Raw genomic sequence first — 14,387 nt, 5'->3', positions numbered from 1 at the left:
TATATCCTTATTGCTCAAACTGTCCTATAATAACCAAACAGTCACTAAAAATTAACTTCAATTCACCCAACCAAAAGGACACGTCGATGAACTATTATAATGATACAGACAGCAACGAAACCCAAGAGTGGTTGAATGCGTTTGATTCTGTCATCAAACATGCTGATAAAGAAAGAGCCCAATTTTTATTAAAAGCCTTATATGATAAAGCAGTACAAGAAGGACTGCCATTTAACCGTCTTGATACCGCTTATATTAACAGCATACCAGCCGAAGATGAGCCTGCTTATCCTGGTGATTTACATATGGAGCGTAAAATTCGGGCGTTAATTCGTTATAATGCTTTGGCGATGGTGATGCGTGCCAACCAAAATGATGATGATTTGGGTGGTCATTTAGCGACATTTGCATCCAGTGCCACTTTATATGAAACAGGGTTTAATCACTTCTTTAGAGCTGCTAATGACCATTTTGGCGGGGACATGATTTATTATCAAGGACACTCCGCCCCTGGGATTTATGCTCGTTCATTCTTAGAAGGTCGCTTATCTGAAGAGCAGTTAGAAAATTTCCGCCGTGAAGTGGGTGGTAAGGGATTATCAAGCTATCCACACCCTTATTTGATGCCAGATTATTGGCAGTTTCCAACTGTATCGATGGGCTTAGGTCCTATCATGTCCATTTATAATGCTCATGTGCAAAAGTATTTGATTAACCGTGGGTTGTTAGAAAATCAAGACCGTAAGATTTGGTCATTCTTAGGCGATGGTGAGACCGATGAGCCAGAAAGCCTAGGGGCAATCTCTTTGGCTGGGCGTGAGAAGTTAGATAACTTGATTTGGGTGATTAACTGTAATTTACAACGCCTTGATGGGCCTGTGCGTGGTAATGGCAAAATCATTCAAGAGCTTGAATCAGTGTTCCGTGGGGCAGGCTGGCGGGTCATCAAAGTAATATGGGGTGGCAACTGGGACCCACTATTAGCCAAAGATGACAGTGGGGCATTAAAACATCGCATGATGGAAGTGGTCGATGGTGAATATCAGCTGTATGAAGCTCGTGACCAAAAGTTTGTGCGTGAGCAGTTCTTTGGTAAATACCCTGAGCTCAAAGAAATGGCCAATTCACTGACTGATGAAGACATCGCCAAACTCAACCGTGGTGGTCATGACCCTGTTAAAGTGTATGCTGCGTTTAGCGAAGCCATGAAAACCAAAGGACAACCAACTGTCATCTTGGTAAAAACCGTTAAAGGCTATGGTCTGTCTGAGCAAGCACAATCAGTCAATAAAACCCACCAAATCAAAAAATTAGATCCAGAGTCTTTGGTGTATTTTAGAGATCGCTTTAACTTACCGTTCACAGACGAGCAACTGACGGCGTTGCCATTTTATCGACCAGAAGAGGATTCTGCGGAGATAAAATATCTAAAAGGTCGCCGTGAAGCTTTGGGAGGGCATCTGCCTAATCGTCGCAGTGGTCATATCCCTTTACAAATTCCTGAGCTGTCCATCTTTGATAAAGTATTACAAGGCAGCAATGGCAAAGAGCAATCCACCACCATGGTGTTTGTGCGCTTATTGTCTGCCATGCTTCGCAATAAAGACATTCAAGACCGTGTTGTCCCCATTGTGCCAGATGAAGCTCGTACTTTTGGCTTAGAAGGCATGTTCAGACAACTGGGCATTTATTCAGCATCAGGTCAAACCTACACACCAGAAGACAGCGAAGCATTAATGGGCTATAAAGAAGCCAAAGATGGACACATGCTAGAAGAAGGCATTAACGAAGCAGGAGCGATGAGTGCTTGGATTGCATTGGCAAGTAGTTATTCCATCAATGCTTTGCCGATGATACCCATGTACATCTACTACTCCATGTTTGGGTTTCAGCGTGTTGGTGATTTGGCTTGGGCGGCAGGTGATTGCCAAGCACAAGGATTTTTATTGGGAGCGACCGCAGGACGCACCACACTAAATGGTGAGGGGTTGCAACATCAAGACGGTCATTCACATATTTTATTTGGTACTGTGCCTAACTGTGTGTCTTATGACCCTTGTTATGGCTATGAGCTGGCAGTCATCGTTCATGATGGCTTACGTCGTATGTACGGCGAAGGTGAGCGTGTGTATTATTACATCACCTTGATGAATGAAAATTATGAGCAACCTGCCATGCCAGAAGGTGTGGAAGAAGGCATCAAGCGTGGCATGTATTTATTAGAAGACAACAGTGATGGTGCAACGCCTCAAGTGCAGTTACTTGGCTCTGGTGTCATCTTAAGAGAGGTACAAAAAGCGGCAAAAATCTTAAAAGATGACCATAACATCACCTCTCATGTGTGGAGCGTAACCAGCTTTAATGAATTGACTCGAGATGGCATGGCATGCGATGATTATAATCGTTTGCACCCTGCCAAAGCTCCTAAAGTCTCTTGGATAGAAGAGCAATTTAAAGGTTATGAAGGCGTGATTGTCGCATCGACTGACCACATACGCAACTATTCAGAGCAAATCAGAGCATGGCTTCCCAAAGAAGTCAGTTATGCCACATTGGGTACTGATGGTTATGGTCGCTCAGACAGTCGTCAGCAGTTGCGTCGATTCTTCCATGTGGACGCCGAGCATGTGGTGGTCGCCACCTTAAAATCATTGGCAGACAGAGGTGAAATCAGCTTAGACGTGGTACAAAATGCCATCAATAAGTTCAATATTGATGTTGACCATCCCCCTGCGTGGCAACCACAACCGCATTATGACCATTTTCCTGATGCACCAGCACCTGAAGTCATCAACCCAAATCCAGTGCCAGAACTGAAAGAAGAAGATGAATAAAGCCATCTAATAAAATTGAGGCACGACCTTGGCAAACGTCCAAGGTCTGTTATTTAGAATCATTCTTATGACAAATAAAAAGTAGGTGAAACAATGGAAATCAAAACCCCAGATTTAGGCGTAGACAGTGCTGAGGTCAGTGAAATTTATGTCAATATTGGCGATGTGATTGCTGTCGATGACAACATCGTTCTGTTGGAGTCTGACAAAGCCTCTGTGGAAGTGCCAAGCACCATTGCAGGTAAGGTTAAAAGCATCATGGTCTCTGTTGGTGATACGGTCAGCGAAGGCGTGGTGCTGTTAGACGTTGAATCTGAAGGCACTGAATCTGAACAAGCACAAGAGATAACACAAAACGCAACTCAAACACAAGATTCAACCCAGAACCCTGTGAGTGCCGATGCCAGTGGTCAGCAAAACAGTGATGAACACGGCGATGCTCAATCTGTTCAAAGAGCTGGTGAGTCAGTTACCCATGCCTTGCCAGACTTAGGTGTCGATGAAGCTCAAGTGGCTGAAATCATGGTCAATGTTGGGGACACGGTCAGTGCAGAACAACCGTTAATTTTGGTTGAATCAGACAAAGCATCGGTAGAAGTGCCCGCCCCAACCAATGGCGTGATAGAAAAAATCTTGGTATCAGCAGGTGATACGGTCAAAAATGGTCAAGATTTTATCGTGCTATCGTCCTCTTCTGCCCAATCTTCTGCCCAACAACCAAGCCTTGCCCCAACTGCTGATGAACAGCCTAAAAACACATCAGACAATCAGCCAACTGACACCAACGACCAGACCCAAAAAACCGCCGTGCCAGAGAACAACACTCAGCCAGCAGAGCAAACCCACGCTTTACCAGATTTGGGCGTAGAAGAAGCTCAAGTGGCTGAAATTATGGTTAATGTCGGTGATGAAGTGACTGCTGAACAGTCAATTTTGTTGGTTGAGTCGGATAAAGCTTCGGTGGAAGTGCCAGCCCCTGTGTCAGGTAAAGTTATCAAACTGTTGGTTAATGCAGGCGATACAGTCAGTAATGGCCAAGATTTTATTGTCATTGCCAGCCAAAGCTCACAATCTTCAGCTTCAGCTTCTCAAAGTACCAATGCCAACAAGCCAAGTCAGCAAACTGAGCAAGGCAAACCGAGCGTTCAACAAGGACAACAAGGACAACAAGGACAACCAGCAAAAACACAGACTTCTGTTGCTCAAACATCTCCACAAGTGAACACAGCAAAACTGACCGAATCCCAAGTGAATGCCAAAGCAACCGATGTGTATGCAGGTCCTGCGGTGCGTAAATTGGCACGTCAGTTGGGTGTGGACATCACTCAAGTCAAAGGCAGTGCTGTTAATAACCGCATCATCAAAGAAGATTTGTTTGCCTTTGTCAAATCTGCCATGCAAAATACTGGCAATATGACCAGCAATGCACAAGCGAATGTAACCACCACCCCTGCCGTGTCATTACCAAAACTTCCTGACATGTCAAAAGTCGAGCTATGGGGTGAAATAGAGCGTCAGCCATTAAGCCGATTGCAGAAAGTGTCCATTCCACAGCTTAACCACAACAACCACATTCCCCAAGTGACTCAGTTTGACTTAGCAGACATCACTGACACCGAAAGCTTCCGTGGTGAGCTAAAAGCAGACTTTAAAAAACAAGGCATTGGTTTAACCATTTTGGCATTCATCGTCAAAGCCACCACATACGCCTTGCAACAGCATCCTAAGTTTAACAGCCATCTCAGCGATGACAACACTGAACTGTTGGTGCGTAAATCAATCAATATGGGCATTGCTGTTGCCACAGAAGACGGCTTGGTTGTGCCAGTCATCAAAAATGCCCAAGATAAAGGCATCAAAGAGTTGGCGGTTGAAATTGGCGAATTGGCTGGTAAAGCCCGTGATAAAAAGCTCACCCCAAAAGACATCACAGGGGCAAGCTTTACCATTTCTTCACAAGGTAACTTAGGTGGTACGGCATTCACCCCACTGGTTACTTGGCCACAAGTGGCAATCTTGGGTGTGTCTGAAGCAAACATGCAACCCAGATGGAATGCAAGTAAGCAAAACTTTGAACCAAGACTGATGTTGCCACTGTCTTTGTCATATGACCACCGTGTCATCAATGGGGCAGATGCCGCTGTCTTTACCCGTTATGTGGCACAGCTGTTGGCAGACCCTCGTAAAATCTTGTTATAATCCACATAAGTCATTATCTACACAAAAAGCAGTCTTTGGACTGCTTTTTTTATCATTGATGACAAATGAATGGTAATATGACTGATGGCAATATTTGCTTGGGGATACATCTCCCTAAGCGGTTTTATAAAAATCTTATAAAAATCTGTCTGATAAAAATTTAAAATAAGCACTTGCATTTTATTCTTTTTTTCAATATTGTAACAATATCATTTATTAAATGATTTAAAGGATTGTTAAATTGTTAAAAGGAATTTATATGCTTCAATCAAAACCCATCTCTTTTGGCTTGGCGGTTGCTACCATCATTGGCTTGAGTGCGTGTAACAAACCAGCCAATCAAACTGCCCCAGCCGATGCCGCCGCATCCACTGATGTGTCTGCTGACAGTGTGTCTCAGGGGACTTTGGATAAAATCAAACAATCAGGCACCATTGTTCTTGCACACCGAGATTCATCCATTCCGTTTTCTTATATTGCAGATGACCCAAATCAGCCTGTTGGTTATGCTCATGACCTACAATTAAAGGTTGTGGAAGCGTTAAAAGAAAAGCTACAAATGCCTGATTTAAAAGTACGCTACAATCTTGTCACTTCTCAAACACGCATTCCTTTGGTACAAAATGGCACGGTTGATTTAGAATGTGGGTCAACCACCAACAACGAAGAGCGTGCCCAGCAAGTTGATTTTTCAGTAGGGTTTTTTGAAATTGGCACCCGTCTGTTGACCGCAACCGATTCGGGCATCAATGGGTTTGATGACCTTGCTGGTAAGACTTTGGTCACCACTGCTGGCACAACTTCTGAACGCTATATCCGCCAATTTAATGATGACAAACAATTAAACATCAACATCATCTCAGCCAAAGACCATGGCGAATCATTCTTGATGCTTGAAAATGGCCGAGCCCAAGCCTTTATGATGGACGATGTGCTGTTGGCAGGCGAAAAAGCCAAATCTAAAAACCCCGATAAATGGCATATCGTCGGTGAACCACAATCTTTTGAGATTTATGGTTGTATGGTTCGTAAGGGCGATGGTGAGTTTAAAGCGGTTGTAGATGATACCCTAAAAGCCGTCTATGCGTCAGGTGAGATTAACGGCATTTATGATAAATGGTTCATGCAACCAATCCCACCAAAAAACATCAACATGGCATTCACCATGTCTGATAGCTTAAAAAATCTTTTGGCAAATCCAACCGACCAACCAAAACAAACTCAATAGGATTGATGCCCCAGCAAAGATGATGGGGCTGGTTGGCTGTTGCGATTGTTGTTATGTGTGATATTTGATAAAGGGAATGACTTTGAATTATCAATGGAATTGGGGCGTACTTTGGCAGTCCACAGGCATTGGCAATGAACTGTATTGGCATTGGTTGGTCATCGGTTTTAAATGGCTGCTCATTATTGGTGGTACAGCTTGGCTGATTGCCATGGTGATAGGGACGATACTTGGAATCATGCGTACCCTGCCCAATCGCAAGACACAGAGCATTGCCAAGATTTATGTGGATTTTTTTCGCAACATTCCTTTATTGGTTCAGCTGTTCTTTTGGTTTTATGTGATGCCAAATCTGCTAACCGAAGGGTTTCGCACCTTTTGGTATCAATCACTTGATCCAAACACATCGGCAGCCATGTCAGCGGCCATCGGTCTTGGGCTATTCACTGCCGCTCGCATCATTGAGCAGGTACGAACAGGCATTCAATCACTGCCAAAAGGTCAGGCGAATGCAGCGGCAGCCTTGGGTTTTAACACAGCACAAGCGTATCGCCATGTGATTTTGCCCCAAGCCTTTCGTGCCATCTTACCACCGCTAAGCTCTGAGCTGACCAATTGTTTTAAAAACGCCTCCATTGCGTCTTTGGTTGGTGTTACCGAGCTTATCAGCCAAACCAAAACCATCAGCGAATACACCCAAAACAGTTTTGAAATTTACACTTATGCTACAATCATTTATTTGTTGTTTAATTTAACCTTAATTTATGGCATGACTTTGCTTGAAAATAAGTTACGCATCAAAGGTCAAATCAGTGGGGAACAGCATGTTTAATGACATTCAAACCGCTGCCCCAATTTTGTTATCAGGATTGTCAATTACCTTTAAGGTGCTGTTTTTTTCTGTTTTAGGTGGGTTATTACTCGGTACGCTGCTTGCTTTGATGCGTCTGTCGGGGAAAATCATTTTGGCATTGCCTGCCAAGCTTTATGTCAATTATTTTCGCTCAGTACCGCTACTGTTGGTGTTGCTTTGGTTTTATTTTGCTGTTCCCATGATTTATACCATGATAACTGGCAAATATCTCACGATTGATGCCAAATTTATGAGCTGTGTCATCGCTTTTGTCATGTTCGAGGCGGCTTATTTTGCTGAGATTGTGCGTGCTGGGATTCAGTCCATTGGCAAAGGGCAAGTCAATGCAGCAAAAGCACTTGGCATGACTTATTCACAGACCATGCGTTTGGTCATTTTGCCACAAGCGTTTCGTAAAATGTTGCCACTGGTACTCCAACAATCCATCATTCTTTTTCAAGACACCACTTTGGTTTTTGCGGTGGGTTTGGTGGATTTGTTTCGTGCCGCCTATGTGCGTGGCGAGCTTATGGGACTGCTTGAATTTTATATCTTAAGTGCAGGGGCGGTGTATTTTATCATCAGTTTGATTGCGTCTAAGGGCGTGGCAAGACTTCAAAAAAATCTGCGTGTATGACATGTATGACACAAAAGGCAATAAGGCCAATAAGGACAAATGATGGCAATCATAACCCAACTCGATGACAAATCTTATATTAACGAATTTGGCGGCTTGGTCACTGACAGTGGTCATAAATCTGATGACATCATGATTAAAATTGATGAAGTCAGCAAATGGTACGGCGATTTTCAGGTATTGACGGACTGTGTCGCACATGTGCATAAAGGCGATGTTACCGTGGTTTGTGGTCCTTCTGGCTCAGGAAAATCAACCCTCATCAAAACCGTGAACGGACTTGAGCCTTTTCAAAAAGGTAAAATCACCATCAATGACATCAGCGTCGGCGATAAACGGACCAATTTGCCCAAACTGCGTAGCCAAGTTGGCATGGTGTTTCAGCATTTTGAGCTGTTCCCTCATTTATCCATCATCGATAACCTAACCCTTGCTCAACAAAAAGTACTGGGGCGTAACGCTGATGAGTCCACCAAAAAAGCCATGAATTATTTGGACCGTGTGGGTTTGGCAACACACGCCAAAAAGTTCCCCGCTGAGCTTTCTGGCGGTCAACAGCAGCGAGTGGCCATCGCTCGTGCTTTATCAATGGATCCGATTGCCATGCTGTTTGATGAACCCACATCCGCACTTGACCCTGAAATGATTCAAGAAGTGTTAGAGGTGATGGTGGATTTGGCCAACGAAGGCATGACTATGATGTGTGTAACGCACGAAATGGGATTCGCTCGTCAAGTGGCAAGTCGCATCATCTTTATGGACCAAGGGCATATTGTGGAAAATTGTAGTAAAGACGAATTCTTTCAAAATGCCAAATCAGAAAGAGCCCAAGCGTTTTTGGGTAAAATTCTAAGTCATTAAACTGCCAAGCCATTCAATTTTTTATCAGTATTTATTGACAATACCCCATGACAAACGGACAGATTTAACCCTTAATTAACCACGTCATGTTAGCCATCATGTTTTAAACAGCCATCATGTTTTAAACAACCATTGTCCGAGTAATGTCGCCAAATTTTTTGCATCGTGATTTTTTGGCAGCTTCGCCATCATCTCAGACAGTGGGTTGTCGCCATTGTTGATATGAGTATGGTGTAATTTTAACCGCCAGTCAAAACCATGACGAGACAAAGTCGCTACCCATAAGGTGTGGGAATCATGGGGTAGGGCAGTTAGGTCAATGTGCTGCAGGGTACTCCCCATGCTGTCTTGTAAATGAATACTGCCTTCACTGACGGCATTTAGGGGGGCATGGTTGAAGGTGCTGGCGGTCAAAGTGATGTGGCGAATATGGGTTGGTAAGTGTTGTAATCGCATCTCAATCGATTCCAGCTCATCTGTTTGCTGAGTAGCGTCTGTTTGTAACGTAGAATCGGTGCTGATGGGCTTTTTTTTACCCAGTCGTTCATCACCGTGATGGCGAATATTCTGTGAGATGTCACGTAAGTTTTTATACCACACCATCTCGACCAGTTGGCCTGCATCATCATACAAAAACGCATGCAAGTCGATGTCTAACGGCACGCTGGTTTTTTTTATTTGATGAATCAGTCCAGATTTGTTAACAAAGGTGCGTTGATAATCTAAAGTAAAATAAATCGGCAAAGCATATTGTGCATTGCTTAAGCAAATATCGTCTTTTAAAACATGACCCTTTGGGTCGTCATTTTGTAAGGATTTACTAAAGACATTTAAATTGGGTTGACGCATCATTGACATTCTCATCGAATTATGGATAAGTTATAAATAACAAAAAATAACAATTAGAACCATGATAATGATAGCCATGATAACACAGACGGACTGTGAGCAAATGATTATTGAGAATATTTTCATCTGTGGGTAGAGCGACTATAATACCGCAACAATACCGTAACTTTAGGTTTTATATGTTTTATCGTCAGTTTTTAAGGATAATCCCACATGCCAAAGTCAATGCCAAAGCCCACTTTATCCAATCAAGATACCAATCAAGATGCCCAACAGTCAGCCAGTGCGATGGCATTTAATAACGGTCGTTGGTTCACTGACTTTTTGCCCTTTTCTGGTCGCCTAGAGCAAGACAACGTTGGTATCAATGAATATTTGCCAATCAGTCAAAGTGTGTTGATGGCAGTGCAACATGCGTTTGCCATGTTTGGGGCAACGGTATTGGCACCGTTACTCATGGGGTTTGATGCCAATTTGGCAATTTTACTTTCTGGGGTGAGTACCATTTTATTTTTTGTCATCACAGGTGGGCGTATGCCAAGCTATCTTGGCTCAAGTTTTGCTTTTATTGGGCCTGTGTTGGCAGTAACCGCTTATGCTGGTAGTGGGCTAAACCCCAATTTGTCAGTGGCATTGGGTGGCATCATGGCGTGTGGCATTTTGTATGCTCTTATTGGCTTGGTGGTGATGAAAATAGGGACAAGTTGGATTGAGCGGTTGATGCCTCCTGTGGTAACAGGAGCGATTGTGATGATTATTGGTTTAAATTTGGCAGGGGTAACGGTCTCTGGCGTATCAGGCAATGAGTTTGATAAATGGATGGCGGTTATGACTGTATTGGTGATTGCGTTGGTGGCGGTATTTGCCAAAGGCATGTTTAAGCGATTGTTATTGTTGCTTGGGTTGTTATTGGCGTATGTTTTGTATTGGGTGGTAACAGCGGTCATGGGTCTGGGTACGCCGATGAATTTTACAGAAGTGGCAGCGGCTGATTGGGTAGGGTTGCCAACTTTTTATGCCCCAAGTTTTGATGCCAATGCCATCATCATGCTTGCCCCTGTGGCGTTTATTTTGATTGCTGAAAATTTAGGGCATTTTAAAGCCGTGGAAGCCATGACTCAGCTTAAAGTAACGCCGTTTATTGGTCGGGGGTTTGTGGCAGATGGTTTGGCGACGACATTATCGGCAGGGCTGGGCGGTACGGGTGTAACCACCTATGCTGAGAATATTGGCGTGATGGCAGTTACCAAAGTATATAGCACCATCGTGTTTGTGCTGACAGGTGTGGTTGCGATATTGCTTGGACTGTCGCCAAAGTTTGGGGCAGTGATTCATACCATTCCAACCGCTTTGCTTGGTGGTGCGTCGATGGTGGTGTTTGGTCTTATCAGTGTGGCAGGGGTACGGATTTGGCAGGATAATCAAGTGGATTTTTCTGATAATCGTAACTTATTGATAGCAGCCATCACCGTCATCATGGGAACAGGGAATTTTAGTTTAACCTTAGGTGGCTTTGACTTAGGAGGTATTGGCACAGCGACATTGGTGGCGATTTTATTGAATGTGTTATTTTATCAAAAACAGGCTTAAACGTTGGTTTTGATTTTTATGATTCATTCTCTGCCCAAATAGCTGTCCCAATCTTTCCATATGGGTTGCAATCCTTGTTCTGTGAGTTTGCGTACAACTGCCTTAGGGTGGCGGTCATCATCAATGCTAAATTGCTCCAATGTGTCATCTGCTGTTTGGTTATCTGCTGCTGAATATCCGCCCGGTTTGGTCTGTGAATAGGCACTCATTTGTGTTACCATTAAGGGTATCACATGGTCTCTAAATGTTGGCGACTCTCTGGTAGACAGCACAATGTCCACCTCAGGGGCGAACAGACGCAATGCACATAACACTTGAACAAGCTCTTTATCGCTCATGGTACAATGTGGCGATATTCCTCCTGCACATGGTCGCAGGCGTGGCACAGCAACGCTAAACCGACTTTGCCAATGGGTTTTTTGTAGGTAGCGCAGATGTTCTGCCATCATATAGCAGTCTGTGCGAAAATTGTCAGACAACCCCACCAACACCCCAAGCCCAATTTTATCAATCTTGGCTTGTCCGATTCTATCAGGTGCATCTAATCGCCAGTTGAAATTTCTTTTTTTTCCCTTTAAATGATGATAAGCATAGCTGGGCTTATGATAAGTCTCTTGATAGAGCATGACGCCATCTAGCCCCCATGATTTTAGCTGAGCGTAATCATCGGTTGATAACGGTTGCACTTCCATCAACAAAGATGACACATGCTCTCGCACTGTTTTGATGTGTTTTTTAAAATATGGCATGCCCACTTGACTGGGGTATTCACCTGTTACTAACAACACTTGACTAAACCCTAAGCGGTTAATGGTTTGGCATTCTGCCACAATCTCATCATGCGTGAGCGTTTTTCTGGCCATCGGATTGGACAACGAAAACCCACAATAGGTACACTCATTGGCACATAAGTTAGACAGATACATGGGGATAAACAGCCCCACGGTATTACCAAAGCGTTGACGGGTGATTTTTTGTGCTTTAACCGCCATTGCTTCTAGATATTGACTCGCCGCAGGTGATAATAACGCCATCAAATCATTCATGTCTGGCTTATCTTTGGTCAAGGCAATTTTGACATCATGGTCAGTTTTACCATAGATGGACAGGCAAATCTCGTCCCAATTAAGCGTGTCTAAATGGGTACTAAACGTCATCACGCCTCCAAAAATCCAGTCAAAGGGCTGGTTGGCATGGCAGTTTTGCTCACAGTGCCACGCTTGGCAAGGCGTGTCATCATGCCCACTTGAACCGCCCAAGCAAACGCCTTTGCCATCAGCATGGGGTTGCCTGCTGTTGCGATGGCGGTGTTAATCAATACCGCATCTGCCCCCATCTCCATTGCTTGGGTTGCCTGACTGGGTGAGCCAATGCCTGCATCAATGATGATGGGAACGTTGGCCTGTTCTATGATAATCTCTAACATGGCTTTGGTTTGTAGTCCTGCATTTGAGCCAATGGGTGCTGCAAGTGGCATCACCGCATGACAGCCCACATCTTCTAATCGCTTGCACAGAACAGGGTCAGCCCCACAATAGGGCAACACAACAAAACCCTCTTGAACCAATGTCTGTGCCGCTTTAACGGTCTCTATTGGGTCTGGCATCAGCCATTTGGGGTCGGGGTGAATTTCTAACTTTACCCAATTTGTGCCAAGAGCTTCACGAGCAATGTGTGATGCAAATATGGCTTCTTTGGCATTTTTTGCCCCAGACGTATTGGGCAGTAAAGACACCCCCAATTCTAATAAAGGGGCTAGGATATCATCATGTTTGTTTATCAAATCTATGCGACGCATGGACAGTGTAACCAGCTCACTGTTTGCCGCTGTGATTGCTGATGTCATCTGTTCTGGGGTGGCAAATTTGCCTGTACCCATCAGCAATCTTGTTGCAAATTGTTTGTTGGCAATGACCAGACCATCATCTTGTTGATTTTGCATCTCAATCTTTTGCATTTCAACCTCCTGCTATCGCACCAAATATGAGCATGGTGTCATTGGGCTTTATGATTTTTGACCAATCATCTTGTGATAAAATATGTTCATTGAGTGCCACGGCGACATTTTGGTTGTCTGTTATTTTAGTAACAATTTCCGCCACACTTGTTCCCATTTGACAATCAAAGGGCTTATCATTAAGGGTGAACTGTATCGTTTTTTTGTCAATCATCAATCATCTCCTGCTCCTACCATCTTTAATAGCTGACAAGTTGCCTTTTGCCAATCATCGGCTTGGGTGATGGCACTGACTACCGCAATGCTTGGCACGCCTGTCATCAGCACCTGTGGCACTTTATTGATGTCAATGCCTCCAATGGCGACTGTTGGATAATCGCCCAGCTGTTTGACTTGCTGTTCTAACGCAACCAAACCTTGTGGTGATGATGGCATGTCTTTGGTTTGGGTGGCAAATATATGCCCCAGTGCAATATAAGATGGAGAAATTCCAAGAGCAACATTCACCTCTGCCATATGATGCGTTGAAATGCCAAGTCTAAGACCTGCATCGGCAATGGCATCAAGGTTGGCACTTTGAATGTCCTCTTGCCCCAAATGCACGCCATACGCCCCATGATGAATGGCCAATTGCCAGTAGTCATTAATAAACAGGCGAGCTTGATATTGTCTGCCAAGGGCAATGGCTTGCTTGACCGTTGTCGTTACTTGTGCTTTTTGAGTGGCAGACAGTGTGTCCCAATCGCCTGCTTTTAGCCGTAATTGAATGGTCTTAACACCCAAATCAAGCAGTCTTTTAATCCATATGATACCATCAACCACAGGGTATAACCCCATACGATATGGCACAGTGGCGAAGATGGGGTTGTAGATAACGTTGTTTTTAATGTTAACGCTGTCTGTAAGGTCATCAGACATCATGATAAAGCCTGCTTATGTGTTATTGTTGGTGATAGATTAGAGTATCATAAAATTAAGACACATATCATTAAGACATTATAGATGACTTACGTAACTTTAGTAAGATAATTTAGGTGAGATAAACAGTAAGATGAAATCTTAAAATGTGGTAAATTACCCACTGTATCAACGCAGAAATCCAATTCAAGCATGGTAGACAGCGACCAGTCTAAAACATAACGCCCATACCAATCAATCATCGCTTTTAGTAATTTTAATCATGAAATCATGTCTATATTTTCTGCAGAAAAGAATGTCCGTGAAGACATTCGTTCAGCAGTGCCTGAATTTTTTAGCAAGTTAGATAAATTAATCAAAGAAATTTTAGGAGTAAAAACCAATGTCAGTAGGATTAAGACAGCACAGCAAAGCAGAGATACTGGAAATGACCAAAACAGATCTGATAGAGATGTTTAAGA

Annotated in this window: 13 protein-coding genes; 8 read left to right on the top strand and 5 right to left on the bottom strand. The window is 43.7% G+C overall.

Annotated features, from left to right (window positions below; all coding sequences use genetic code 11):
* The first annotated feature begins 86 nt into the window (after window positions 1–86).
* The 6 genes from aceE to WDM69_RS05110 all read left to right on the top strand — a co-directional run bounded on the left by aceE (window position 87) and on the right by WDM69_RS05110 (window position 8,612).
* Window positions 87–2,834 carry a pyruvate dehydrogenase (acetyl-transferring), homodimeric type gene (gene aceE, locus WDM69_RS05135; protein ID WP_338755048.1) on the top strand — a complete coding sequence of 916 codons (2,748 nt, stop codon included), beginning with the start codon at window positions 87–89 and terminating at the stop codon, window positions 2,832–2,834.
* 93 nt (window positions 2,835–2,927) lie between these two features.
* A complete protein-coding gene (locus WDM69_RS05130; RefSeq protein ID WP_338755047.1) occupies window positions 2,928–5,033 on the top strand; it encodes a 2-oxo acid dehydrogenase subunit E2 in 2,106 nt (701 codons plus the stop codon).
* Window positions 5,034–5,292: 259 nt separating this feature from the next.
* Window positions 5,293–6,261 (top strand): glutamate/aspartate ABC transporter substrate-binding protein, encoded by a 969-nt coding sequence (locus WDM69_RS05125; RefSeq protein WP_338755046.1) that lies wholly within the window; start codon window positions 5,293–5,295, stop codon window positions 6,259–6,261.
* A gap of 82 nt (window positions 6,262–6,343) precedes the next feature.
* Complete coding sequence (locus WDM69_RS05120; RefSeq protein ID WP_338755883.1) at window positions 6,344–7,093, top strand: amino acid ABC transporter permease; 750 nt, start codon at window positions 6,344–6,346, stop codon at window positions 7,091–7,093.
* Window positions 7,086–7,751 (top strand): ABC transporter permease subunit, encoded by a 666-nt coding sequence (locus WDM69_RS05115; RefSeq protein WP_078306658.1) that lies wholly within the window; start codon window positions 7,086–7,088, stop codon window positions 7,749–7,751. The genes WDM69_RS05120 and WDM69_RS05115 overlap by 8 nt, the downstream gene beginning before the upstream one ends.
* A 132-nt stretch (window positions 7,752–7,883) precedes the next feature.
* Window positions 7,884–8,612, top strand: coding sequence for an amino acid ABC transporter ATP-binding protein (locus WDM69_RS05110; RefSeq protein ID WP_338755882.1), 729 nt, complete (start codon window positions 7,884–7,886; stop codon window positions 8,610–8,612).
* Window positions 8,613–8,726: 114 nt separating this feature from the next.
* On the opposite strand, the gene WDM69_RS05105 is transcribed toward WDM69_RS05110, so the two are convergent.
* The gene (locus tag WDM69_RS05105; protein WP_158077851.1) at window positions 8,727–9,464 is read right to left on the bottom strand and encodes a TerD family protein; all 738 of its coding nucleotides are present in this window, start codon (window positions 9,462–9,464) and stop codon (window positions 8,727–8,729) included.
* Between the two features lie 285 nt (window positions 9,465–9,749).
* Here WDM69_RS05105 and WDM69_RS05100 point away from each other — a divergent pair, with 285 nt between their 5' ends.
* Window positions 9,750–11,051: a solute carrier family 23 protein gene (locus WDM69_RS05100; RefSeq protein WP_338755881.1), complete on the top strand. Its 1,302-nt coding sequence runs from the start codon at window positions 9,750–9,752 to the stop codon at window positions 11,049–11,051.
* Between the two features lie 23 nt (window positions 11,052–11,074).
* Here the strand turns inward: WDM69_RS05100 and thiH are convergent, their stop codons facing one another.
* Genes thiH through thiE form a run of 4 tightly spaced genes read right to left on the bottom strand, consistent with a single transcriptional unit; the run spans window position 11,075 to window position 13,929 of the window.
* Window positions 11,075–12,310, bottom strand: a complete 1,236-nt coding sequence (gene thiH, locus WDM69_RS05095) for a 2-iminoacetate synthase ThiH (protein ID WP_338755045.1) — start codon at window positions 12,308–12,310, stop codon at window positions 11,075–11,077.
* Complete coding sequence (locus WDM69_RS05090) at window positions 12,208–13,008, bottom strand: thiazole synthase (protein ID WP_338755044.1); 801 nt, start codon at window positions 13,006–13,008, stop codon at window positions 12,208–12,210. Before WDM69_RS05090 ends, thiH begins: the two co-directional genes overlap by 103 nt.
* Window position 13,009: 1 nt before the next feature.
* Entirely contained in the window at window positions 13,010–13,222 is a 213-nt protein-coding gene (gene thiS / locus WDM69_RS05085; protein ID WP_338755043.1) for a sulfur carrier protein ThiS, read from the bottom strand.
* Complete coding sequence (gene thiE, locus WDM69_RS05080; protein WP_216635440.1) at window positions 13,222–13,929, bottom strand: thiamine phosphate synthase; 708 nt, start codon at window positions 13,927–13,929, stop codon at window positions 13,222–13,224. Before thiE ends, thiS begins: the two co-directional genes overlap by 1 nt.
* A gap of 267 nt (window positions 13,930–14,196) precedes the next feature.
* Here thiE and WDM69_RS05075 point away from each other — a divergent pair, with 267 nt between their 5' ends.
* Complete coding sequence (locus WDM69_RS05075; RefSeq protein WP_338755042.1) at window positions 14,197–14,385, top strand: hypothetical protein; 189 nt, start codon at window positions 14,197–14,199, stop codon at window positions 14,383–14,385.
* Window positions 14,386–14,387: the final 2 nt, after the last annotated feature.

It is taken from the genome of Lwoffella lincolnii, from assembly GCF_037201985.1.
Lineage (GTDB): Bacteria > Pseudomonadota > Gammaproteobacteria > Pseudomonadales > Moraxellaceae > Psychrobacter > Psychrobacter lincolnii.
The sequence above is the reverse complement of the archived record's forward strand: the minus strand, read 5'-3'. Positions and strand labels throughout refer to the sequence as shown.

What these genes read in the sequence shown, in the direction of transcription:
- WDM69_RS05100 (WP_338755881.1), top strand. Translation starts at nt 9,750, where the DNA reads ATGGCATTTAATAACGGTCGTTGGTTCACTGACTTTTTGCCCTTTTCT.
- aceE (WP_338755048.1), top strand. Translation starts at nt 87, where the DNA reads ATGAACTATTATAATGATACAGACAGCAACGAAACCCAAGAGTGGTTG.
- WDM69_RS05110 (WP_338755882.1), top strand. Translation starts at nt 7,884, where the DNA reads ATGATTAAAATTGATGAAGTCAGCAAATGGTACGGCGATTTTCAGGTA.
- thiE (WP_216635440.1), bottom strand. Translation starts at nt 13,929, where the DNA reads ATGATGTCTGATGACCTTACAGACAGCGTTAACATTAAAAACAACGTT.
- WDM69_RS05075 (WP_338755042.1), top strand. Translation starts at nt 14,197, where the DNA reads ATGTCTATATTTTCTGCAGAAAAGAATGTCCGTGAAGACATTCGTTCA.
- WDM69_RS05130 (WP_338755047.1), top strand. Translation starts at nt 2,928, where the DNA reads ATGGAAATCAAAACCCCAGATTTAGGCGTAGACAGTGCTGAGGTCAGT.
- WDM69_RS05125 (WP_338755046.1), top strand. Translation starts at nt 5,293, where the DNA reads ATGCTTCAATCAAAACCCATCTCTTTTGGCTTGGCGGTTGCTACCATC.
- thiS (WP_338755043.1), bottom strand. Translation starts at nt 13,222, where the DNA reads ATGATTGACAAAAAAACGATACAGTTCACCCTTAATGATAAGCCCTTT.
- WDM69_RS05090 (WP_338755044.1), bottom strand. Translation starts at nt 13,008, where the DNA reads ATGCAAAAGATTGAGATGCAAAATCAACAAGATGATGGTCTGGTCATT.
- WDM69_RS05105 (WP_158077851.1), bottom strand. Translation starts at nt 9,464, where the DNA reads ATGATGCGTCAACCCAATTTAAATGTCTTTAGTAAATCCTTACAAAAT.
- WDM69_RS05115 (WP_078306658.1), top strand. Translation starts at nt 7,086, where the DNA reads ATGTTTAATGACATTCAAACCGCTGCCCCAATTTTGTTATCAGGATTG.